General features: G+C 43.3%; 18 protein-coding genes and 1 pseudogene. 12 read left to right on the forward strand and 7 right to left on the reverse strand.

Features of this window, described 5'->3' with window-relative positions:
* Positions 1–251: 251 nt before the first annotated feature.
* The 6 genes from AAEY78_RS02010 (at position 252) to AAEY78_RS02035 (ending at position 8,693) form a co-directional block, all read left to right on the forward strand.
* Positions 252–1,991 (forward strand): vWA domain-containing protein, encoded by a 1,740-nt coding sequence (locus AAEY78_RS02010; RefSeq protein WP_352336883.1) that lies wholly within the window; start codon positions 252–254, stop codon positions 1,989–1,991.
* Positions 1,992–2,133: 142 nt separating this feature from the next.
* Entirely contained in the window at positions 2,134–3,867 is a 1,734-nt protein-coding gene (locus tag AAEY78_RS02015) for an AMP-binding protein (protein WP_352336884.1), read from the forward strand.
* 448 nt (positions 3,868–4,315) lie between these two features.
* The gene (locus tag AAEY78_RS02020) at positions 4,316–6,013 is read left to right on the forward strand and encodes an AMP-binding protein (RefSeq protein WP_502943630.1); all 1,698 of its coding nucleotides are present in this window, start codon (positions 4,316–4,318) and stop codon (positions 6,011–6,013) included.
* Positions 6,014–6,291: 278 nt separating this feature from the next.
* Complete coding sequence (gene rph, locus AAEY78_RS02025) at positions 6,292–7,008, forward strand: ribonuclease PH (protein WP_352336888.1); 717 nt, start codon at positions 6,292–6,294, stop codon at positions 7,006–7,008.
* Positions 7,009–7,078: 70 nt separating this feature from the next.
* A complete protein-coding gene (locus AAEY78_RS02030) occupies positions 7,079–7,570 on the forward strand; it encodes a hypothetical protein (RefSeq protein WP_352336890.1) in 492 nt (163 codons plus the stop codon).
* 208 nt (positions 7,571–7,778) lie between these two features.
* Positions 7,779–8,693, forward strand: coding sequence for a hypothetical protein (locus AAEY78_RS02035; protein WP_352336892.1), 915 nt, complete (start codon positions 7,779–7,781; stop codon positions 8,691–8,693).
* Positions 8,694–8,817: 124 nt separating this feature from the next.
* Here the strand turns inward: AAEY78_RS02035 and hemJ are convergent, their stop codons facing one another.
* The 6 genes from hemJ to serB form a co-directional block, all read right to left on the reverse strand.
* A complete protein-coding gene (gene hemJ / locus AAEY78_RS02040) occupies positions 8,818–9,252 on the reverse strand; it encodes a protoporphyrinogen oxidase HemJ (RefSeq protein WP_352336894.1) in 435 nt (144 codons plus the stop codon).
* Between the two features lie 141 nt (positions 9,253–9,393).
* On the reverse strand, positions 9,394–10,506 hold the full coding sequence (gene bioB / locus AAEY78_RS02045) for a biotin synthase BioB (RefSeq protein WP_352336896.1): 1,113 nt from the start codon (positions 10,504–10,506) through the stop codon (positions 9,394–9,396).
* A gap of 222 nt (positions 10,507–10,728) precedes the next feature.
* Positions 10,729–11,235 (reverse strand): hypothetical protein, encoded by a 507-nt coding sequence (locus AAEY78_RS02050; protein ID WP_352336898.1) that lies wholly within the window; start codon positions 11,233–11,235, stop codon positions 10,729–10,731.
* Positions 11,236–11,508: 273 nt separating this feature from the next.
* Positions 11,509–12,048, reverse strand: coding sequence for a hypothetical protein (locus tag AAEY78_RS02055; RefSeq protein ID WP_352336900.1), 540 nt, complete (start codon positions 12,046–12,048; stop codon positions 11,509–11,511).
* A gap of 160 nt (positions 12,049–12,208) precedes the next feature.
* Positions 12,209–13,207, reverse strand: coding sequence for a DUF368 domain-containing protein (locus AAEY78_RS02060; RefSeq protein ID WP_352336902.1), 999 nt, complete (start codon positions 13,205–13,207; stop codon positions 12,209–12,211).
* A gap of 163 nt (positions 13,208–13,370) precedes the next feature.
* Positions 13,371–14,597: a phosphoserine phosphatase SerB gene (gene serB / locus AAEY78_RS02065; protein WP_352336904.1), complete on the reverse strand. Its 1,227-nt coding sequence runs from the start codon at positions 14,595–14,597 to the stop codon at positions 13,371–13,373.
* Positions 14,598–15,058: 461 nt separating this feature from the next.
* Between serB and AAEY78_RS02070 the strand changes: the two genes are divergently transcribed.
* The 5 genes from AAEY78_RS02070 (at position 15,059) to AAEY78_RS02090 (ending at position 18,774) form a co-directional block, all read left to right on the forward strand.
* The gene (locus tag AAEY78_RS02070; RefSeq protein WP_352336906.1) at positions 15,059–16,420 is read left to right on the forward strand and encodes a hypothetical protein; all 1,362 of its coding nucleotides are present in this window, start codon (positions 15,059–15,061) and stop codon (positions 16,418–16,420) included.
* 223 nt (positions 16,421–16,643) lie between these two features.
* Positions 16,644–16,883 (forward strand): PA3496 family putative envelope integrity protein, encoded by a 240-nt coding sequence (locus AAEY78_RS02075; RefSeq protein ID WP_352336908.1) that lies wholly within the window; start codon positions 16,644–16,646, stop codon positions 16,881–16,883.
* A gap of 242 nt (positions 16,884–17,125) precedes the next feature.
* Complete coding sequence (locus tag AAEY78_RS02080) at positions 17,126–17,683, forward strand: UPF0149 family protein (RefSeq protein ID WP_352336909.1); 558 nt, start codon at positions 17,126–17,128, stop codon at positions 17,681–17,683.
* Between the two features lie 52 nt (positions 17,684–17,735).
* Positions 17,736–18,194, forward strand: coding sequence for a YbjQ family protein (locus AAEY78_RS02085; protein ID WP_502943612.1), 459 nt, complete (start codon positions 17,736–17,738; stop codon positions 18,192–18,194).
* Positions 18,195–18,300: 106 nt separating this feature from the next.
* The gene (locus AAEY78_RS02090; RefSeq protein WP_352336911.1) at positions 18,301–18,774 is read left to right on the forward strand and encodes a YbjQ family protein; all 474 of its coding nucleotides are present in this window, start codon (positions 18,301–18,303) and stop codon (positions 18,772–18,774) included.
* A 60-nt stretch (positions 18,775–18,834) separates the two neighbouring features.
* Here the strand turns inward: AAEY78_RS02090 and AAEY78_RS02095 are convergent.
* Positions 18,835–19,911 (reverse strand): annotated as a pseudogene (locus AAEY78_RS02095) (formate/nitrite transporter family protein).
* Positions 19,912–20,194: 283 nt separating this feature from the next.
* On the opposite strand from AAEY78_RS02095, the gene AAEY78_RS02100 reads away from it, so the two are divergent.
* Positions 20,195–23,155: a valine--tRNA ligase gene (locus AAEY78_RS02100; RefSeq protein WP_352336913.1), complete on the forward strand. Its 2,961-nt coding sequence runs from the start codon at positions 20,195–20,197 to the stop codon at positions 23,153–23,155.
* Positions 23,156–23,254: the final 99 nt, after the last annotated feature.

The raw sequence follows: 23,254 nt of genomic DNA on the forward strand, positions 1-23,254 counted from the left end.
TATATTTCGCTTATTTATTTAAAATGGGGTTATACAATAAAGAATTCTGATTGCGCTATCGTAAAGGAAATCGCGCCAATTAAAAAGGTGTCTGCCATAATAGACGACAGGGAATGACGCCAGCATAACGCTTATAAAGATAGATTTTGCCTATTAACTTGAGTATAGTTTGGTTAATAACACTCATAATTTGTTCGGGCTTTCACTGGATGAACGGCGCTGACCAAATGCTACTGACAAGGATGCTGCATATGTTATCGATTTCCTTATCTCGCCTCTATACTCATAAAGCAGCCGGCAGTGCATTATTGCTTGGTGCGGCTACCAGTATTGGGCTGAGCGCTTGTGGTTCACCAGAAATAAGCAAACCTATTATTGAGTCTAGCACAGCGATGGTCAGCGAAAGCTTGTCACAGCCCATTGTGGTAGCGGACGCTGTCCCTGTTGCGAATATGCTCACGCGCTCCACCAGTTATATCCCACAAGGTATGCCTTCACCAAAAGTGATTACGTCAGAGATGCGCGATAATTATCAAAAAAACGTGGCAAACCCCATTCATCGTACCGCTGATATGCCAGTTGCTACCTTATCTATTGATACCGATACTGGCAGTTATGCTAACGTGCGTCGCTATCTAAACGAAGGGCAGTTGCCACCAAAAAATGCGGTGCGCGTCGAGGAGATGATTAATTATTTTACCTATCAATTCTCAAATGCTCAGCGTTTGAATCGCGCGCCCTTTATTGTTGAAACGGAAATAGTCGAGTCACCTTGGGATAAAGTAGGGCAAAACAATCAAATATTAAAAGTCGGTATCAAAGCCATTGATACTACGCAATTCGGGCAGAAAGCTATGACATTGCCGCCCGCTAATTTGGTATTTTTGGTCGATACTTCAGGCTCAATGCAATCACAAGATAAGTTGCCATTGGCGCAAGCGACGTTAAACTTATTGACCAAGCAGTTGCGTGCTGAAGATACCATTAGTATTGTCAGCTATTCGGGCAGTACCGAAGTCGTCTTGCCTGCAACGCGCGGTGATAAAACGGCAACCATTCAAGCCGCGATTAATGGTTTGCGCGCAGCCGGTAGCACCAACGGCGAAGATGCGCTCAAGCTTGCTTATACCGAAGCCAGTAAGTCATTAAAAAAAGGCAGTATCAACCGTATTTTAATGCTGACTGATGGCGACTTTAATGTAGGTATTAGTGAAGTCGATGACATGCTGGACTTGGTGAAAGCCAATCGCAATCGTGGAATTTCCTTGTCTACCATTGGCTTTGGGCGCGGTAATCTTAACGATTATATGATGGAGCAAATGGCGGACAGCGGTAATGGCAATTATAGTTATATTGACAGCCTAGCTGAGGCGAAAAAAGTATTGAGCGATGAGCTTGCCGCAACCTTTAATACTGTCGCGCATGATGTCAAAGTGCAGATTGAGTTTAATCCCGCACAAGTTGAAGAGTGGCGCTTGATTGGTTATGAAAATCGTGTGCTCGCCGAAGAGGACTTTAATAATGATAAAGTCGATGCCGGTGAGCTGGGTGCTGGCAAAGCAGTCGTAGCATTGTTTGAGATTACCCCAACAGGGCAGGTGGGCAGTTTTAACCCGCGCCGCTATCCAGACAATGCCCCTAATAAAAGCAACTCCATGCTCGCAAAAAATATTAGCAATCAAGAGTTAGGCTTTTTAAAAATACGTTATAAAGCCACCCAAAGCTCCAGCTCACAGCTGGTCGATTTGCCTATTAATGCCGTAAACAGAGCAGTACCACTAAGCAATGCCTATCCTGATACACAGTTTGCCATAGCGGTGGCAGGGTTTGGGCAACGCTTGCAGCAGAGCCTGTATATTAATAACTGGCAATATAAAGACAGCCGCGCCCTTGCTACCCAAAGTTTGAACCAAAAAACAGCTACCGACCCGAATGGCTTACGCCGCAACTTTATTGGCTTGACTGAACTTGCCGATGCCTTGCAGCCTTAAATACAGACACTATGAGCGTTGGGACTCATTTACGCACGCTCATAGCAATCTTTTATATTGAGTAGTTTGGGTAAAGTGTGTATGTTAAAGAACAAATGTATATTTACTGCCCATTGCACCATTTTTGAGGAGAAATAAGATTATGGATAATCAAGACCAATTGACCCGCCGTGATGATAAAGTTTGGCTAAAAACCTATGAAGCGCTTGGGCTGACATATGATATCGAAATGCCTGCCGATAATACCTCGCTGATTGATATTTTTGAACAAAGCTTTGCGAAAAATGGCAATAAAACCGCTTTTGTCTGCATGGGCTCAGAGCTAACCTTTCAGGAAGTGGATTTATATAGCCAACAAGTAGCCGCCTATTTGCAGTCATTGGGCTTAGTTAAAGGTGATAAAGTCGCGGTCATGATGCCTAATATGTTGCAATTGCCTGTGACCATTATTGGTGTACTGTGTGCTGGCTTGACCTTAGTAAATGTGAACCCGTTATATACGACTAAAGAGCTTGAGCATCAGCTTACCGACTCAGATGCTAAAGCATTAATCTTGGTCGAAAACTTTGCCAAAACCTATCAAGATATCGGTCGTAATTTGGTTGATCATGTCGTGATTACTGGTATGGGTGACTTGATGGGCACGCTCAAGGGCTTTATGGTCAATGCCGTCGTGCGTCATGTGAAAAAACTGGTGCCCAAGTATAAGATAGAAGGCAGTGTCAGCTTTAACAGCATGATTAAGCAAGTGACAATGAGCCAATACAAGCGTCCAAGCAATATTACCCTTGATGATGTGGCTGTCTTGCAATATACCGGTGGCACGACAGGCGTCGCAAAAGGCGCTATGCTGACTCATAAGAATCTAGTGGCTAACCTCATCCAATGTGATACCTTTTTGGGCAGCGCCTTTGATGAGTATGATAAGAGTGGTGAGCAGGCAGTAATTATGACCGCATTACCGCTCTATCATATTTTCTCATTTACGCTTTGTGGGATGTTTGGTCTCTATCGTGGCTGTATTGGCTTATTGATACCGAATCCGCGTGACCTCGATAGCTTATTAAAGGCTTATAAAGAGCATCCACCTGCATTGTTCCCTGCTGTTAATACGCTATTTAATGCCCTTGCTAATAATGAAGAGTTCAAGGCGTTGGATCATAGTAAGTTGCGCGTGACGATGGGCGGCGGCATGGCAGTGTTAAGCGCAACGGCAGAAAAATGGCGTCAAATAACGGGCAATATCATTATCCAAGGGTACGGTCTGTCAGAGACCTCACCGGTTGCAACAGCTAACCCTATTAATTCTGCCAGTTTCGGAGGTACCATTGGCGTACCGATGCCAGCAACAGATATCGCTATTTTAGACGACAAAGGCAATGAAGTCGCCTTAGGCGAGCGCGGTGAGATTGGCGTGCGTGGTCCGCAGGTGATGAAAGGTTATTGGAAACGTGACGAGGCAACAGCGGAATCAATGACCAGTGATGGCTTTTTCCGTACTGGCGATATCGGTATCATGGATGAGAATGGCTATATCAGCATTGTTGATCGTAAAAAGAATATGATTTTAGTATCCGGTTTCAACGTTTATCCAAATGAAGTTGAAGAAGTCATGGCAGGACATCCACAAATTCTAGAATGCGGTGTTATTGGCGTTGAAGACGAGAAAAGCGGTGAAGTACCTAAAATCTACGTAGTACGTAAGGACAGTAGCCTGACTAAAGAAGCGGTGCTTGCCTATGCAAAAGAGCATCTAACCGGCTACAAGCGTCCTCGTTATGTTGAGTTTATCGAAGAGCTACCAAAATCGAACGTTGGTAAAATCTTACATAAAGATTTGCGTAAACTTGAAGAAAAAAATCAGGCACAAGGTTAACTTAAACATTATTATTGACTAGAAATGTCTGATACTCTGATATTTTAATACCCTGATATATAGTCAAAAAATAAGGTCACTTTATGCTGACCTTATTTTTATGGAAAAATTCTAACGAAGAATCCTGCTTTTATTAGCACTAATTTTTATTAATAGTGCCTTTTATTAAAAACGCTTTTTACTAACGATGATTTTTGTAGCAACGAGGTGTCGTCGTGACTTTCGGTTCACAAATAATCACTAACCAACACTGTATTTGCCCCCTCATTAGATTATTCTATGTCTTTAATTGTAACATTTAGGGAAAGCTATGACTGATACTGCGGATAACCAGATGACCAATAAAAAAAATAGCACGAATAAGGACACGCCTGACCAAAAGCAAAAGGGCAACCATGCAACTGGACATCGCGCGCAGTCATGGGCAGAGACCAATGCTTTTCCGACCATGCCTGATATTCCAAGCGATCGCCCATGGCTTGCTGCTTATGAGCGTTATGGCATCAGCGCCACTATTGATATGCCTGATGACAACAGCTCTTTGCTGGAAGTATTTGAGCGTAATTTTCGCCGTTATGGGCAAAAACCGGCTTATATTTGTATGGGTGCCTCGATTAGCTTTAAGCAACTGGACTTATACAGTCGCCAAATTGCCAGCTACTTGCAGTCATTAGGCTTAGCAAAAGGCGATAAAGTGGGCGTCATGATGCCCAATATTTTGCAGTATCCTATCGTTGCATTGGGTGTCATTCGTGCGGGCATGATTTTGGTGAATGTCAATCCGTTGTATACCAGTCGTGAGTTGTCGCATCAGCTTGATGATAGTGGCGTGAAAGCCTTATTTATTGTTGAAAACTTTGCCAAAACCTATCAAGAAGCCAGTAATAAAGGCGATGTTAAACACGTGATTGTCTGTAAACTTGGCGATATGTTGGGACTGGTCAAAGGCTTGGTGGTGAACCTCGTTGCTCGTCATGTTAAAAAGATGATTCCGGCTTATCAGCTGCCAAACAGCACCAGCTTTAAAGAGGCGCTCAATAGCGTATCGGCAAGTAAATATAAACGTCCTGATTTAAACCTAAGCGATGTGGCATTGCTACAATATACCGGCGGTACGACTGGCGTGGCAAAAGGCGCTATGCTGTCACACGGCAACTTGGTTGCCAATATGCTGCAAATCAACGCCTTGATGGACAGCGCTTTTGAAGACGATGCCAATGCTGATGATGTGATTTTGACCGCGCTGCCGCTGTATCATGTGTTCTCATTTATGGTTTGTGGCATGTATGGCATGTATCAGGGCTACGCTGGATTATTGATTCCTAATCCGCGTGATTTAGATGGTTTGATTAAAGAGATGGCAAAATATAAGCCGTCATTTATTCCTGCCGTAAATACCTTGTTTAATGGCTTAGTCAATAAAGAAAGCTTTGCCAGTTTAGATTTTTCTAATTTAAAAGCCGCGATTGGTGGCGGTACGTCGGTATTGCCTAGTGTCGCAAAACAGTGGCACAAAATCACCGGTTTACCCATTGTTGAAGGCTATGGCTTATCTGAAACCTCACCAGTGGTCGCTTTTAATCCGATGACCATTGCTGAATTTACTGGCAAAATTGGTATTCCAGCGTCTAGTACTGATATTATATTAATTGATGAAGACGACAATGAAGTGGCGATTGGCGAGCGCGGTGAGATTTGCGTTAAGGGTCCACAAGTGATGATAGGCTATCAAAATCGCCCTGACGAAACAGCTGAAACCTTCACCGCAAATGGTTATCTAAAAACGGGTGACATCGGTATTATGGATGACAAAGGCTTTATTAAAATTGTCGACCGTAAAAAAGATATGATTTTGGTATCGGGCTTTAACGTTTATCCCAATGAAATTGAAGAAATCATGAGCGAGCATCCGGCGGTAAAAGAGTGCGGTGCGATTGGTATTCCAAGTGCAGAGCGCGGCGAAGATCCAAAGATTTTTGTGGTGAAAAAAGGCGAGGTCACGGAACAAGAATTGCTCAATTTTGGCAAAAAGAATTTAACCGGCTATAAGCGTCCGCGTCACGTACAATTCGTTGACGAATTACCAAAGTCAAATGTGGGTAAAATTCTGCGTAAAGAATTGCGTAAAATGGAAGGCTTAGATTAATAATCTAGCCGGATACAGATAATTTTTAACTTAAATTAAAAAGGATAAAGGCAAAATTGTCTTTATCTTTTTTTGATTTTAACGGTCATTTTTGGCAAATATTCCGTTTGATGGCAAGCAGTTATTCTTGCTATTGCGCGGTTGTCACGTTAGGATATCTGCATATTTACGTCCACCAAAATTTTGATAATAAGTCATTATTGGATTTTTAATGGTAGACGATTTTTAAGCCATTGCTGTTATAGCACAGCTTTTATAACACCGTACTAGGAATTTTTATGCGTATTGATAACCGTGAGCTTGACCAACTTCGCGCCATCACCTTTGAGCGTCACTATACCAAGCATGCTGAAGGCTCCGTATTGGTTAGCTTTGGCGATACCAAAGTATTGTGTACCGCCAGTGTCGAGACCGGCGTTCCGCGCTGGTTAAAAGGCAAAGGTAAAGGCTGGATTACTGCTGAATACGGCATGTTGCCACGCGCGACCAATACCCGTAATCAACGTGAAGCGGCTCGTGGTAAGCAGTCTGGGCGTACACAAGAAATTCAACGCTTAATCGGTCGTAGCTTACGTGCGATGATTGATTTAAGTAAGCTTGGTGAAAACACTATTTATCTTGATTGTGATGTGTTGCAAGCCGATGGTGGTACACGTACGGCAAGTGTGACTGGTGCTGCTACTGCCTTAATTGATGCGTTAGAAAGCATTCAAAAAACTAAAAAGTTAAAAGCCGATCCATTAATTGGTTTGGTTGCTGCGGTTTCTGTGGGTATGAAAGATGGCAAAGCTTATCTGGATTTAAACTACGAAGAAGATGCCAGCTGTGATACGGATTTAAACGTAGTAATGACCCAAAAGGGCGAATTTATCGAGCTGCAAGGTACTGCTGAAGAAAAGCCATTCACCCGTGCTCAAGCCGATGATATGCTCATTCTTGCTGAAAAAGGCATTGCTGAGCTTATCCAAATGCAAAAAACAGCATTGGGCTGGTAAGTTTATTTTTACGCTTCAATACGCAAGCAAGCTAAGAACATAAGTAAGTACATAAAACAGGTATGACATTATGCTGAAGCTCACCGATGAGGGCGCTAAAATTACTTTGCAAGGTCAACCGCCAGCAGGTGATAATGGGCTATTTTGGTTTGGTTCAGCATTATTGATAGGTGCGGTGGCAGTCGCAATGGCAATGAGTATCTTGCCTGAACGCTTAGCCATTGGCGCGCTTGCGTTATTGATTGTGGGCAGCTTTATATTTAATCAAAAGCGCCAAAAACAGAAAAAAGCGTTAAGCGGTCATATCAATAGTGGCATCTTATGGGTTCGTCATGGCGAGCTGGTGCATGACAATCAAAGCAAACGTGAACATATTAAGCTGTTAAAGACGGATAGCATAACCTTAACGGACAATCAGCTATACATCAGTGATAGCAGTGATGTGCAAAAATATCAAATTACAGGTTTTGACACGGTTCAAGAAGCGCAAGCGACCCAAGCTATTTTGCAAGGGCAAACGTTTAATAAGCGCCATGTCACTATTAAAATGAATAGTGATTAAGCCTTTTTCTTCCTGCTACATTGCTTTATTATTCACCATCTTACTCACTTTTATCCTGTCTAATATAATCTTGGCTAAATTTCTTAAAAGCTATCAGGGATGAATAGTGCTTGCAGTTACCCGCTCAAATAGTTTATAACTGACGGTTATTGGTTTCATTATTAGGGCACTTTTGTTGTCATTATTGTGGTTTTAAGAGGAGCGGGTTATGCCGTATATGCCGATTAGTGTCTTGTATCCATTATCTAGTGCCAAGCATTTATCATTAAATCCCATACGCTATATTACGCCTAAAATAACATTCTCTATCGCTGTATTATGTGGACTTTTATCGTTTAGCGCTCAAGCTCAAGCTGACGGAATCAGCGCTCTCATCATGGAAAAGTCGGCACAACCTGAACTTACCGTACCTGCTGCTAGGGTCAGTACTCGCTCCACCATCCAACGTGTACGTATGAAATCTCTAGCAAATAATTCTGTTTACCCCGCACAAAATTATCAACCTCAAGTGAAGCAAGCTCAAGCCTATCGCCCTCAAAATCCTCAAATTAAACCTTCACAAATTCAATCTCCTCAGCCACGTGCTATATATGCTACCAATAATAATACTGCTTCTCGTTATCCAGAGATAAAACGTCAAGCGCCAAGTGTATTACCAGCATTTTTAACGGGTCGCTCTATAGCTGGCAGCTATGATAATGTTGATAGCGCCCATCTGCCCTTATTAAGCCGCGCTGAAAACCAAAGTAGCAGGGCGGCGAGTGAGGTGATTAGTATGGCGCGCACTATGTCACTCAATGAGCGCACCATTATTAAAGGCGGCTGCTGGGATTATCTTAATGCGGTTTTTAATCGCGCAGGCGTGAACCGGAATACCGTGCATAAAGGTGCTTATGCTGGAGGTCCTTACGTCAATAGCGGCGAGATTCAGGTTGGAGATTGGCTGTATTATATCAATCATGGCTATAACGATATCGAGCACAGCGGCTTGTTTGTCGGTTGGGTTGATGAATCAGAAAAGCAAGCGCTGATATTAAGCTACGCTGGTGAAAGCCGAAAAGAGCCAGCGCGCTACCGCGTATATGATTTAAGTCATGTGTATCACATTATCCGTCCGACTTAGTATTTCGAATTAGTATGCTCACTCAGTATCGGTACAGATTAAAAGGCATAAAAATCCTGCATAACCGTTATCAGTTATGCAGGATTTTTGCTTTTAAAATGTTTAGCTGAATTTCAAAAAGATTCTAAAAAGGTTTTACCACGACTAAAATGACGATAGCGACCAACGCAAAAACTGGCACTTCATTAAACCAGCGCCAAAACACATGCGACTTATATTGCGGATTATCCACCAGCTTTTTACGATAAAATCCACAAGCGCCATGATAAGCAGATAATAGCACGACTAAGAAAATCTTTACGTGCAGCCAGCCTTGGGTTTTATACGTATCCCAACCCAAAAACACCATCCATAAACCAAAAGTCCACGTCGCAATCATCGATGGCGTCATGATACCGCGATACAGCTTGCGCTCCATAATCACAAAGCGGTCGTGACTGATTTTATCATCACTCATGGCATGATACACATATAAGCGCGGCAAATAGAAAATCGCCGCAAACCAAGTGACCACAGAGATAATATGTGCCGCTTTAATCCAGTTAAAATAATCTACCATGTGAGTCTCTTGTGCTCGCGATAATCTGTATTGGGTGAAAGTTAAAGTAAGGAAACGCAGCAAGTTTAATAATGATTATGGTTTGAACTTAGCAATTATGGTTTGAAGTCATAATATTGCTAAGCCCAAACGCGGTTTGCCTTAATCTGCCAATACCATTTGTGATTCATGACCACTAACGGCATCAAGAACGGGTAATAACTTTGGTGCTCTTGGCGCGGCAAATTGCTTGGTCAAACCAAGTTCACGCATCAATCTGTCATCCCCTGATTGACTGGCATTACCAGTTGTGAGCAGCTTATCACCATAAAAGAACGAGTTAGCACCTGCCATAAAGGCGAGCGATTGCTCAGCATCTGATAAACTTTCTCGTCCAGCAGACAGACGCACATAGCTGCTTGGACAACAAATACGTGTTACGGCAATGGTACGAATCCATTCAAGAACGGACAAGCCGCCTTCTGCTAATACCTTATCACCGATAGGCGTACCCGCAATAGGCACAAGCAGATTCACTGGAATTGACTCAGGCGCTTTTGGCATTTTGAGTAACTCATGTACCCAGTCAATGCGGTCGTCACGACTTTCACCCATACCAACGATATTACCACTACAGACATTGATGCCAGAATTACGCACATTATCAATCGTATTTAGTCTGTCATCGTAGCTGCGCGTGCTTACCACTTGCTCATAGTAGCTGCGCGATGTATCAAGATTATGATTATAATAATCCAGTCCTGCATCTGCCAATTGCGTGGCTTGATCAGAGTCAAGCATACCAAGCGTCATGCAGGTCTCTAAGCCTAATTCTTTAACTTCCTTAATGAGCTCGACCACATACGGCATGTCTTTCGCGCTTGGATGTTTCCAAGCGGCACCCATACAGAACCGTGATGAACCAGTGGCTTTGGCACGTTTTGCGGCAGCAATGACTTTATCAACGTCGATACGCTTTTCAGCTTCTAGTTTGGTTTTGTCACGATGATGACCCGATTGTGAGCAGTAGCCACAATCTTCAGGACAGTTACCGGTTTTAATTGATAATAAGGTGCTTATTTGTACTTCATTGGCTTTAAAATGCTGGCGATGAATGGTCTGCGCTTGCAGTAATAAATCCATCAAGGGCAAATCAAATAATGCGGCAATCTGCTCACGGCTATTAATGCGAGGAGCCGTTGGCGCTGGCGTATTGTCAATAATGCTATCGTTTGTATGCGCGGTAGGTTCAATGATGCTCAGCAGTCCTGCCATAAGGAAAGTCCTTTTATAATAAGTATGGGGCAAATAGGAGAATAAAGAAATATGTAGACATCATCAATTTTAGTTAATCATCAAAATTAACTAAAATTGACGGTAAAAAACTCATAAAAAAAGGTTACGGTAACCGTAGTATACCGCAACCTTAGTAGAAAAAGCAGACCTGTATTTTACCAGTGCCACGCACATAAAAGCACACGTTTAGCGCATTATCTATTATTTACCCAGCTTATATTTAGCAACCCCAATCCAATGTTCGACACATTTCTGTGCTTTATAAGCGTAGGGTTTGGCGCGTTGGATATGCGGTTGTAGCTCTTCTGGTATAGTCGGGACGATATGCTTTGCCAATTTGTTAAACCACATAAGTAGGCTATATTCGCCGTCAATACTCAACTTTTTATCTTGAACCGCCGTCATAAAGGCAGGTAGGTCGCCTTTGGTTAACAGCTTAACCCCTGTCATTGAGTCTTTAAAGGTAATCGTCAACGTCGGCGCATCTGCATGTCCGCGATGTTGGCTAAACTGCCCATTATCAAAGCTAAAATAACGCGCCACATCAGACTCATCGCTGGCAAATTCAATGACTGCTTTTTTATCCGCAAGTAAAGCTTTAAATTCTTCATTGTCGCTACTGGCAAGCATCGATAAACGGTAGCCAATAGCAGCCAGTAAGACGTCTAATGGATCAGACTTGATATCAAGAACCGGAATGGTAAACATGGTCAAACTCCTATCAATAAGGGATAAAATCAGAGGTACTTTATAACAATTTTGCGGGCAATTATGTAGTCAAATGATTACATAATCAGAAAAAGTGCTGATATATTGATTAATAATAGTGTAAATACTATTAAGTATTTGGTGACGCACTAAATATATTCTTCGTTTTAGCTATCCATCAACACAGCGGTTTATTAGACAATGTAGATGGGCGTATTAAAAAACTAACGGTATCACTTTTAACGATATGATGCATACTCGATATTAGGTCAATCAGCGAAAACGCGGTTGAAAGTTCGCATTATAGACAGGGCTGTGTTCAATAGCGTTATGCTTAGTAGCACTATCTGTAATGCTTTTAGGTTTCATGTTTCTGGGTTGAAGGTTTTCAGACTTACAACCAGCAGCTTCTACATGACTGCGCTTAGCGTCAATTTTAACAGTAATATCAGCAAGCTTAATCTTAGCAGCCTTAACATGGCTCACGCTACCATAGCGCAGGATTCGATACAAAATCCATAGCGCAAAGGGCAGCCAGCAAAGCCCCATTGCCAGCACATAACATTCCCAATCCGTTAGCGGTAGCCAACTGCTCAGCCAGCGATACAACTTATCAACACCAAGCCAATATAGAATAGCCCCGACCAGCCACCATAACCAGCGCTGAGTTGCTAGGGTCAGTGCCAATAAAAAACCACTAACTACCGCATAACCAAACAATGCGCAGGTACTTAAGTAGGTACTTAAACAGGTACTTAAGTTAGTATTTAAACTGGTACTCAAAGCCATTGTCTCGCCACTTACGACTGTCATTATCATCATTCATCTCGCTTCTCATAAGGTGAACTTTACGCCTTATATTATGAAAGCTTAATGAATAAAGCTAAAGAGCCATAGAGCAGCCTGACGACAGTCGATGACGTCTATTATCGTGAGCCAAATAAAGTAAATGAAACCGTGGTGGCTGACAGAATCACTGATTATTGCTACGCTTACCCCACCATGACAATAGCGATACGAGCACCGCGCCCAATACCATCAAGCCTAACGTCATTCCCCACTGTGCACCAGTAGGATACTGCCATGGTGTGACATTATGAACGGCGTCGCTCGTAAGCGTACCCGAGGCATCGGTTTTCCATGGCCATACTTTGACTAAGGAGCCTGCGATAAAGCCGGTTAATAACGCTAATGTCGCTTGATAATAGCGCGCCAGCAGCCATTTGAGCATACGCGTAAAGAGCAGTAAACCTGTTACCATGCCAGCCATCAACGTCAGTATGATAGTGAAGTTAAAAGTATGTACGGCCTCTAATACCGTGTCATAAGCGCCCATTAATAACAAGATAAAAGAGCCAGAAATACCAGGTAATATCATCGCGCAAATGGCAATGGCACCAGCTACAAATAAATAAGGCAAGCTTGGCGTAGTACTAAGTATCGGCAAGCTGCTGATAATCACCGCAGCAACCGCCCCAAGCAGAAATAATCCAGCGCGCGCCACCGTCCAGCGTGTAATCTCTGTTAGTAAAATCACCACCGTCATGATAACTAAGCCAAAGAAAAACGACCAAATTAATAACGGCTCATTGTCCAGCAGATATTTTATCCCGCCAGCTAGAGTGACAAAGCTGGTGGCAATACCTGCTACCAAGCATAGTAAAAAAGTAGCATCGACCTGCCGCCAAACTGCAAGTAAACCTTTCATGCCGCCATCAGCGCGAAAGGTATGCCACAAGCTTGGACCAATGCTACTTAAAGCATTGATTAGGCGCTCGTAAATACCAGCAATCAGCGCAATCGTACCACCTGAGACACCGGGTACAATATCGGCTGCGCCCATAGTCATGCCTTTGACATAAACCGCTAATAACTGTTTGGGGTTATCTTGTTGTACAGGTGCATTATGGTTAGAGGTAAGATCCGCATTCGGCGACGGGGCATCTGAGCGCGGTGTTGGTGATGCCGTCATGGACATTCCTTTTAAAAAATTAAGATAATAGGGAAGGGTAATAAAAAATAATAAAAAAGAATAAGCTGAATCAGCGATAAAGTGCTCACTCAGCTTATTAGTATGCAGAATACTTTTAAAAAAGATAATAAAACAAGCGCTAAATAAATATCAGTAAACTGTTTTATTGTATAGTGGTTAGCGCAGGGTAGCCGAGCGCATATAATACGCCTTCAAGACCTGTGACATTCACTGCGGCATCAGCGCGCGCTTGTACGATAGGTTTGGCTTTATAAGCCACGCCCAAATCAGCCAGTGCCATCATTGGTAAATCATTGGCACCATCACCAACGCAGACCACTTCTGCCATATCAAGCCCTAAGCGTTCAGCTGCTTGCGCTACGATGGTCGCTTTTTTGCCACCATTTAAAATAGGGGTTTGCACATGACCGGTCACGATGCCATCTTCAATATCCAAGTGGTTGGCATGAACTTCATCAATACCTAATTGCTCAGCAATATAGCGGGCAAAATAAGTAAAGCCGCCAGATGCGAGCACGGTATGATAGCCTAACGTTTTAAAGGCGCTGATGGTCGTGCGTGCACCAACTGACAAGGTTAAGCGCGCGCAAATCTCATCAAGTACCGTGGTTGGCACGCCTTTTAATAGCGCTACACGCTGAGCAAATGAGTCATCAAAATCGATCTCGCCGCGCATGGCAGCTTCAGTAATACTTTCTACTTGTTCGCCAACGCCCGCCACTTTACCCAGCTCAACGATAACTTCTTGCTCTATTAAGGTAGAATCCATGTCAAAACAAACCATCTTATGGGTTCGCAGCATTTGACCGATGGATAAAATATGACAATCGACCAGACTTTGACTGTCAACCGCCACGTCTTTGGCGTCAGGATGGTTATTATTATAATCTGCTGCCAAATCACGGCGTAGGCTGGTGGTTAATTGCTCATCAATCATATGCGCCGCAGCGGTTTTTTTAGCCGGATGCATCATAGTAGCGGTGACAGGCACTAATAAATAGCGGAACACTTGTGCAGGGATAAACGGTGGCTTCGGGGCAGTAAGGGTATCTGCCTCAGTATTGGCTGCATTCGTATTAGCTAAATTGGTATCAATTTCGATATCAACAAAGGTTGCTTCTTTATCTTCAGCCACGGTCACCAGATGCCAATTAGGCTGCTTATCGACCCATGACTGCACGTAATGGTGAATATCGAGCGCTGAGACATGCGCCGGCAAGACCACGATTAAGGCAAACACTGGAAGCGGTTGTAAAGCGTCAAAATCATGGAGATTGATATCTTCAGGTAATAAGCTGGCAACAGAGTCAACGGCTTGTTGCCATGCTTTGCTGTCTTTTGGTAACGAGTACGGCGTATTTTTTGGCATGGCTCAATTGTCCCTTGTATGCGCAGATAAGATTGGGAATAATAGCAGTTTTACTCTGCCCCGACTATAGACGGGCGGTGAAGTATTTTTTAGGGTTATTTCCTCTACATACGCTTCTTTATTATAGAATTAGTGTGCATTAAATTAAAAAACGGCAGCTAAAAGCGGTATGATAAGCGCGTCTCTTGCCGTCTTTATTGATAAACCTAGTACGGACTTCATAAGCGTATTTATAGCGAGCGTGATAATGCTATAGTAGCGCAGCCTGCAATAGCTATTGCAGGTTATTAATAGCGCCGATACCGATTATAGTGCCGATACTGATTTTATGAATACGGTTAGCAATAATAATGTTAGGCTGATGACGCCTATTTGTATAACGCGTATCAATGATTTGTTTTCCAGAAAATGAGCCCTATTTCATTTTTTAACTTCCTCTATTCAAAAAAGTTTCTGATATCATGACGTATTTAGCGCCGCGGCAAGGGCTGTTTGCCATTATTGTTTTGGTCAGTTTTTGTTTGCAAACTCTGCTGTTGGTGATTAGCACCGACCAACAATTGACCAAAAATCGCGAGCAAAAAGGCGAGCAAACCATCACCCAGTTGCTTGATGAGTCGCGCCTGTCTTTAGAGAATAAAGACCGCGTCAGCCTCAGCGTGATTGCCAATCGTTATACCAGCGAGCAGGACATCGCAAGTTTGGTTATTAAAGATGGTAAAGGCGAAGTGCTGGTGCCGGTGGGCAACGCGCCAATGCAGAAAGGCATTACCCTGACTCAAATCGCCACCGATGGCGATGCGGTCATCGGTAGCGTGGCGCTGACCCTAAAGGACATCAGTAAGGGCGAGATCATTGCCATGCAATGGCCATTTGTGATTGGCTCGCTGATTTTTCATCTGCTGTTGTGGGTTGCTTATGGTTATATTGCGCGTCCTACCAAAGAGCAAATCAATGCGCTTAGCCGCGATATTGATAATTTTCGCCGTCGTAGCCCAGTCACTGGCACAAATGCCGATGATGACAGTATCATTAACGGTCGCTTGAGTCACACCACCTTTGGAGAAGGGCAAGCGGTTCATAGTGAGGTTGATAATTATCTACAAACGCAGCACGCCCATGACCAAAACGTGCCCTCGTTTATTCGCAATAGCACTGCCAGTAGCAGCGATACCCCTTACGATAAGATAGATGGTGATAACGCCGTGATGCCAAAAGTCGCCAAATTATCAGCTACTCGGGCTTTTGATAGTGTCAGCGTGCAGATTATGTTCCATGATGAATATCGTATGCTTGAACGCTTAACGCCTGAGATGCGTACTCCTTATTTAGCGCTGTGTACTCAGCTGTTAAATCAAGCATTAACAGAGTTGTTAAAGCAGCCGTTATTGTCAGGCGTGAGTGCGGTCAACAGCCCCGTTTTTGATGAGCATGGCGCATGCGCCGTACTTAAAGCAAATGGCAGTCACGCCAAAGTGGCGCTGGCTGGCGTTATGCTTGCCAAGCTGTACCTGATGCTTAATAAAATTATTCATGATAAACATATCGAGCTGTCACGCTTTGCCCTGCCTGCAAAAGCTGGGGTCAGCGACCAAGAAGTGGCGATGAAACAGCTGCTAAAAACCGTCGGTAGAAAAGAACAATTGCTGATATTAGTACCGAATGCTGGTCTTAAGCAAATTGGCAACCATGTGCAAGTGCAAAACATCAAGCGCCCAACCACTGTATATGAGCGTGAATGTGCGGTATTCGATGGCGGTAATGCTGCCATGATGGAGCGTCTTGCTGATGTCCGTGATGCCGTACTAATGGGCGGTAGCTAAATATAAAAAATTATGACGACTGTAATAATTGCGCGGTCATCAAACCATAATTAAGCAGCGTATAAACCAAGTTTAAACTAAATAATGCAGACAATAATTACCTTGTAAAAATACTCTAACGCGAATCAAACAATGAAAATGATTGACAACAGAGAACAGAGACTTTATAAGGCATGTATGTATCCCACTATTTTAATTTTTTGCACAAGTTTAGGAGTTGGTCATGAGTGATACTGATATCGATGATGATTTTGATGGTGAATTTGCTGATGATGATGATGCCAAAATGGTTGAAGAGGCAGAAACCAGCGTTCGTACACGCCTAAGCAGCTTAGAGAAGCGCCGCTTAATCGATAATCTATTAGAAGAAAAACGCTTAGCAAAAGAGCTAAAAGACGAGCTAGATGACATCGATAACTTTGATGAAGACGACGATGACGATTGGGAAGATGACGATTTATAAATAACAGCGGTATACAAGCGCAAGTCATGTATGAGCTGATGGTATAGGGCATATTTATCTTTACTTTTTATATTCTCAGCATTCTGTCTCAGACTCAATTATCAATATCATTTTCACACTATAATCATTTTATTCCTATATGATTGCTATAGAGCGGTTAGTTATATGACTACTATTTCTATGATTACTGGCTCTATGACTAGTATATGAATAAATATTCTATCGACTTAAGGACACAGCCCATGAGTAACCCATTAAGCTTAGACGCATTAGCAGATTTTTTAGACAGTGCTGATGAAGACTACATTTTGGATAGTATTGCGACCCATGGTTTTTTAACAGCCACCGTGATTGGACGTCCGCTTCCTAATTGGTTGGATGCCCTGTTTGAAGGTCATGCAAAAGACGTACCAGCGAACGTTATCGACGGTATCCAGCGCTGGCGCGAGTCAATCATCGCTGAGCTAAAGAACGAGACGCCTATTGAGCTGCCATTTGGTGAAGATGCCGGTGATGAAGAAATTGCCGTAGATTTCTCTGATGAGTCAGACATTGTGGCGTGGTCTATTGGATTTGTTGATTCGATGTATGCCGATGAAGCCAGTGACTGGTTTGAAAATGAAGAAACCGCAGAAGATGTTGCCGTATTAACCTTGCCGATGATTGTATTAAGCGGTATTGATGATGAAGATCCTGAGCTTGCCCAGATGCGTAAAGATCAAGATAAAATGGCGCAAATGGCAAACAGTATCGAAGGTAATTTAACCGAGCTGTTCTTATTGTTCCATACCAATGACTAGAAGATAAGCGCGGTCATTTACAGCTTTTTTCTGTCAATCATAAGGGGACACCATGGCTATCCAACTCTCGAACCTTGAGCACTTACCCAACTATCAAATCATCGAGCGCTTGGACGTCGTGTACGGTAGTACGGTGCGCTCAAAGCACGTCGGTAAAGATTTGTTTGCGGGTATCAAGAATATCGTTGGTGGAGAGCTGACCGCTTATACAGAACTGTTAGAAGAATCACGACAAGAAGCCGTTGACCGTATGATTGTTAAGGCGGAAGCGTTGGGCGCAGATGCGGTGGTAGGACTGCGTTTTTCTACTTCGAGTATCGCGCAAGGTGCTGCTGAATTGTTCGTATACGGCACAGCGGTCAAAGTAGTACGCTTGCAACAGCAGCCACCTTATCAGCCACCGTCACAACCTCAATTGTCTTATATGTCCACTGAGCCAACAGCATCTCAAACACCGCAACCGTCTCAGAGTACCGCTGAAGACTTACCAAGATTTAATCCTTTTGGCTAACCTTTTAGCTCAATACACCTTGCGCGTTATGTCTTGTTCCTCGTCTTTTTGAAGTAGATAAAGCAAGTGATGCAAGGTCTAGATTATTTAAGATAAGAGAGTGGTCATGAATCAATCGGTTAGCCAAATGCTGATCAACTATGCACCATTACTGGTTTTATTTATAGTTGGCTGGTTTTTTGGGGCGCGACATGAGCGTCAGCATTTGGCAAGACTAGCAATTGCCGAAGCTGAGTTAAATCATATTATTGTCTCGACGGAACGCTTTTATCAACCAGAACTTGTGGCTGATAGCCAAGGCGAGCTGGTACTTGGGAGTGTGGTCATTGCCCAAGATTATTTTAAGATGGTGATTGCCAAAGTGTTGAGTATCTTTGGTAAAAATCTAACCACCTATGAGACTTTGCTTGAGCGAGCTCGCCGCGAAGCGGTAGTGCGTCTACGTACCCAAGCGCAAGCAAAAGGCTATAACCATATTTATGGACTGCGCTTTGAAGTTAGTAATATCAACCAAATGGGCAGTATGGTCGAAGCCATTGCTTACGGAACCGCAGTTATTAGCACTGAAAAACGTAAATAACTATTTAAATTAAAATGAAGTTAACATAAATACTGGAATGTATTCAGCTATTTATCCGCGTTAGCTTATTCTTTTTCTTTCACGCGTTTCAGCTTCCTCTTTTACCTTTGCCATATCAAACAAAAACGTCCGGTTTTTAAGTACCGCAACAAACACCACTCCACCTATAGTATTGCCAACTAGAACCACCGCTAAAAACCATAAGTAGGTAGGTAAGCTCACCGTATTGCCATACATCAACGCAGAAAATACCTCAATATTACCAACAATACTATGATGTAAGCCCAAAAATCCAATGCTGCCAGTAATCAAGGTGACGAGTACAATACGGCTAAGCGTGTCGCGCGCTGAGGTTACAAGCCACGCAGCAACGCCCATCATCCAACCCGCTAATACTGAACTGCCGAATATCACCCACCATTTAAACCCTAAAACATGCTGCGCATAAGCATCAATATCAGCGGTGGTAAACAGCTGCATATTAAGCCCCAAACCTATCATCAATGCCGCAAACAGACAACCGCCGACGATATTTCCAGCAATAACAATGCCCCATAATCGTAGCAACTTATGTAAGGGTTCGATTTTATTAAGCACAGGCTAGCTTAACAGGGAAGTCTGCTCAGTGAATAATAATGATTGACCGATGACCACGATAATAAAACCGAGTGGGTATAATAGCGAAGCGAGTACCATGGCATATTCGCGCGGCATTACTTCGCTTAGTAAGGCAAAAGCAGACAAAATCACAAATAAGCTGATACCAATCTCGAGCCCTGCGGTAAAGGCACTGGTAAATAACGAGCCTAGTGAGCGGTTAAAGGTTTCTTTGGCGTCGATAACTTGCTCAACTAAAATACTGGCGTAGCTTTTGGGCGCGCTAAGATTGTCATCACTCGCAATCTCTTTAATAGAGGCTTTGTCTTCCTTGCTAATATCTTCTGAAAAATCATCATCGTCTAAGTGTTCTGTGTACTCCGTATGCTCGGTCGTATTCGCCACATCATTGGAGCGTTCGTCGTCTAGATGGTCAGCCTGAGCATGGTTTTTATGGTTACTGCTTTTACGATTGTTATTTTTAGAGTCAGTGTTTTTATAGTCATTACTTTTACGGTCATTTTCTTGAGACATGGTCATCTCGCTATTTATCAGATTATGATGTTGAGATGAAAATATAAGCTATATTTTCGATGGCATATTTCTATTTTATAGTATGACCATGGCTCACTATGTTGAGTATTTAGCCGATTAAGGGTTTTATAAGTGCTTATTTGGTTACTAAAAATTTTCAAAACGGCTAAATTGCCTTAGCATCTAACAAAATACTGCCATCTGCGTTAAAATCGTCCTACTAACTATTTTATCTGCTATTTCTAGTATTGCTTGACCACATTCATTATTAACAAAAGACCCTTTTCTTATGAGCACAACTAATCCCAATAATATTGCAAGCAGCAAAACCAATCTAACCACTTCTATTCAAGCCGCGCTAAGCCAACTTGAGAACGCCTATAATCCTGCGGAAGTTGAAGCGGGCATGTATCAAGGTTGGGAAGAAAGCGGTTATTTTCAGCCAACTTTTGATAAAGAAGAATCGTTTTCTATTGCTTTGCCACCACCAAACGTCACTGGCTCGCTGCACATGGGTCATGGCTTTAATAATGCCATTATGGATGCGCTGACTCGTTATCATCGTATGGATGGTGACAATACCCTGTGGCAACCGGGAACGGATCACGCAGGTATCGCAACGCAAATGGTGGTTGAGCGTCGCCTAGAAGCGGAAGGTATCAAGCGCCGTGATATGAGCCGTGAAGATTTCATTGATAAAGTATGGGAATGGAAAGAAGAATCGGGCGGCAATATTACTCGTCAGATTCGTCGTTTGGGCAGCTCAGTCGATTGGTCGCGTGAGCGCTTTACTATGGATGATGGCTTGTCCAATGCGGTTAAAGAAGTATTCGTGCGTCTGTTTGATGATGGTTTAATTTACCGTGGTAAGCGTTTGGTAAACTGGGATCCAAAGTTCCAAACCGCGCTATCTGACTTAGAAGTTGAAAACGTTGATGAGAAAGGCAGCTTGTGGCATTTTCGCTATCATTTCACTGATAAAGATATCACTACGCAAGATGGCAAAAATTACCTAGTCGTAGCCACCACGCGTCCTGAAACCTTGCTTGGTGATACGGCAGTGGCGGTCAATCCAAAAGACGAGCGTTACGCGCATCTTATTGGCAAAACCATTACCTTACCGATTACAGGTCGTATCGTACCTATCCTTGCTGATGACTATGTTGATATCGATTTTGGTACGGGTTGTGTAAAAATTACTCCGGCGCATGACTTTAATGACTATGAGCTTGGTCGTCGTCATGAATTACCACTGATTAATATCTTGGATGCTCATGCGCACATTCTGCCAGCGATGGAAGTGTACCCTAACCTACAAACGCGCGAACCAAATCTTGAGACCACGCCTGCCGACTATGCAGGACTTGAGCGTTTTGCTGCGCGTAAATTCCTTGTGGAGCAAGCTGGTGAGCAAGGTTGGTTAGAAGAAATCGAAGACTATGCGCTAAAAGCACCGCGCGCTGAGCGTGGCGGCGCTATCGTTGAGCCGTGGTTAACCGATCAATGGTATGTTGCCGTTAAAGAGCTGGCTAAGCCTGCGATTGCTGCGGTTGAAGACGGTCAAATTGAATTTGTTCCTGCGCAATATAAAAACATGTATATGGCATGGATGAATGGCATTCAAGACTGGTGTATCAGCCGTCAACTGTGGTGGGGTCATCGTATTCCAGCTTGGTATGACGAAGAAGGTAACATCTATGTCGCCCGTGATGAAGCAGAGGTGCGTAGCAAATATAATCTCGCTGCTGATGTAAAGTTACGCCAAGACGATGATGTCCTTGATACGTGGTTTAGCTCTGGTTTATGGACATTTAGCACCCTTGATTGGGCTGATGTGAATGCCGATCCACGTGTAATGGAAACCTTCCATCCAACTAGCGTGTTGGTTACTGGCTTTGACATTATTTTCTTTTGGGTTGCGCGCATGATTATGATGACCATGCACTTTGTGAAAAATGAAGATGGTACGCCGCAAGTGCCGTTTAAGACCGTTTATGTGCATGGCTTAGTACGTGATGGTAATGGTCAAAAAATGTCTAAGTCAAAAGGTAACGTCCTTGACCCTATCGACATCATCGACGGTATCGAGCTAGAAGCATTAGTAGAAAAACGCACCAGCAATATGATGAACCCTAAAGACGCGGCAAAAATTGAAAAGCAAACCCGTAAAGAGTTTCCCGAAGGCATCCCTGCCTTTGGTACGGATGCGCTGCGCTTTACCTTTACCTCGCTTGCCAGTACCGGTCGCGATATCAACTTTGATCTAAAACGTGTCGAAGGCTATCGTAATTTCTGTAATAAAATTTGGAACGCCAGCCGTTTTGTCCTCATGAACTGTGTCGATAAAGAGGGTAACGCACAAGCCATCGATCAAAGCGCCAATTCTGACGTTTGGGAATTACCAGAAAAATGGATTATGAGTCGTCTCAACTCGACCATTACCAATATTCATCAGCATTTTGACCAATATCGCCTCGATATGGTCAGTCATGATATCTATGAATTTATCTGGAATGAATACTGTGATTGGTATGTTGAGCTTGCCAAAGCCAGCCTCAATGATGACTCGGTATCAAGCGAGCGTAAAGCACAGATCCGCTACGTGCTGCTGCATGTGCTTGAGACCGCGCTGCGCTTTAGCCATCCGATCATGCCGTATCTGACCGAGCAGATCTGGCAGACCATCGCGCCGCTATTGAATCGTAAAGATACTGATAGCATCGTGATTGCCGCCTATCCACAAACCGATACTGCCCAAATCAGTGAGCAAACCGAATCGGATATGGCATGGCTACAAGAGCTGATCGCGAGCGTGCGTAATATCCGTGGTGAGATGAAACTCGGCAATGCGGTACGTCTACCAGTGCTGCTACAAAATATCTCGGCAGCGGAAGACACGCGTCTATCACGTATCAAAAATCAGTTTAAAGCGCTTGCCAAAGTTGAGAGCTTAGAGATCGTTAAAGAAGGTGATGAAGTGCCATTGTCATCATCAAGTATGATCGGGCAGCTACGGGTACTCGTACCGATGAAAGGTCTGATCGATCCTACGGCTGAGCTAGCACGTTTGGGTAAGTCATATGATAAGTTGAAAGGTCAAGCTGAAGGTATCGCGCGTAAGCTAGGCAATGAAGGCTTTGTCAGTAAAGCGCCTGTAGAAGTGGTCGATGCTGAGAAAGCGAAACTGGCTGAGCTAGAAGGCCAGTTGACGGCGATGACAGCGCAGATGGAGCAGTTAAAGGCGTTGTAAATAAAGCGTAAATATCTATAGTAATAAAAAACGCTGTCACATTTGTGATGGCGTTTTTTATTGTCTACTGGTTAGTTCTTTAACTAATCCTTAGGTCTG

Origin of the sequence: Psychrobacter sp. 16-MNA-CIBAN-0192, from assembly GCF_040309565.1 — a bacterium.
GTDB lineage: Bacteria > Pseudomonadota > Gammaproteobacteria > Pseudomonadales > Moraxellaceae > Psychrobacter.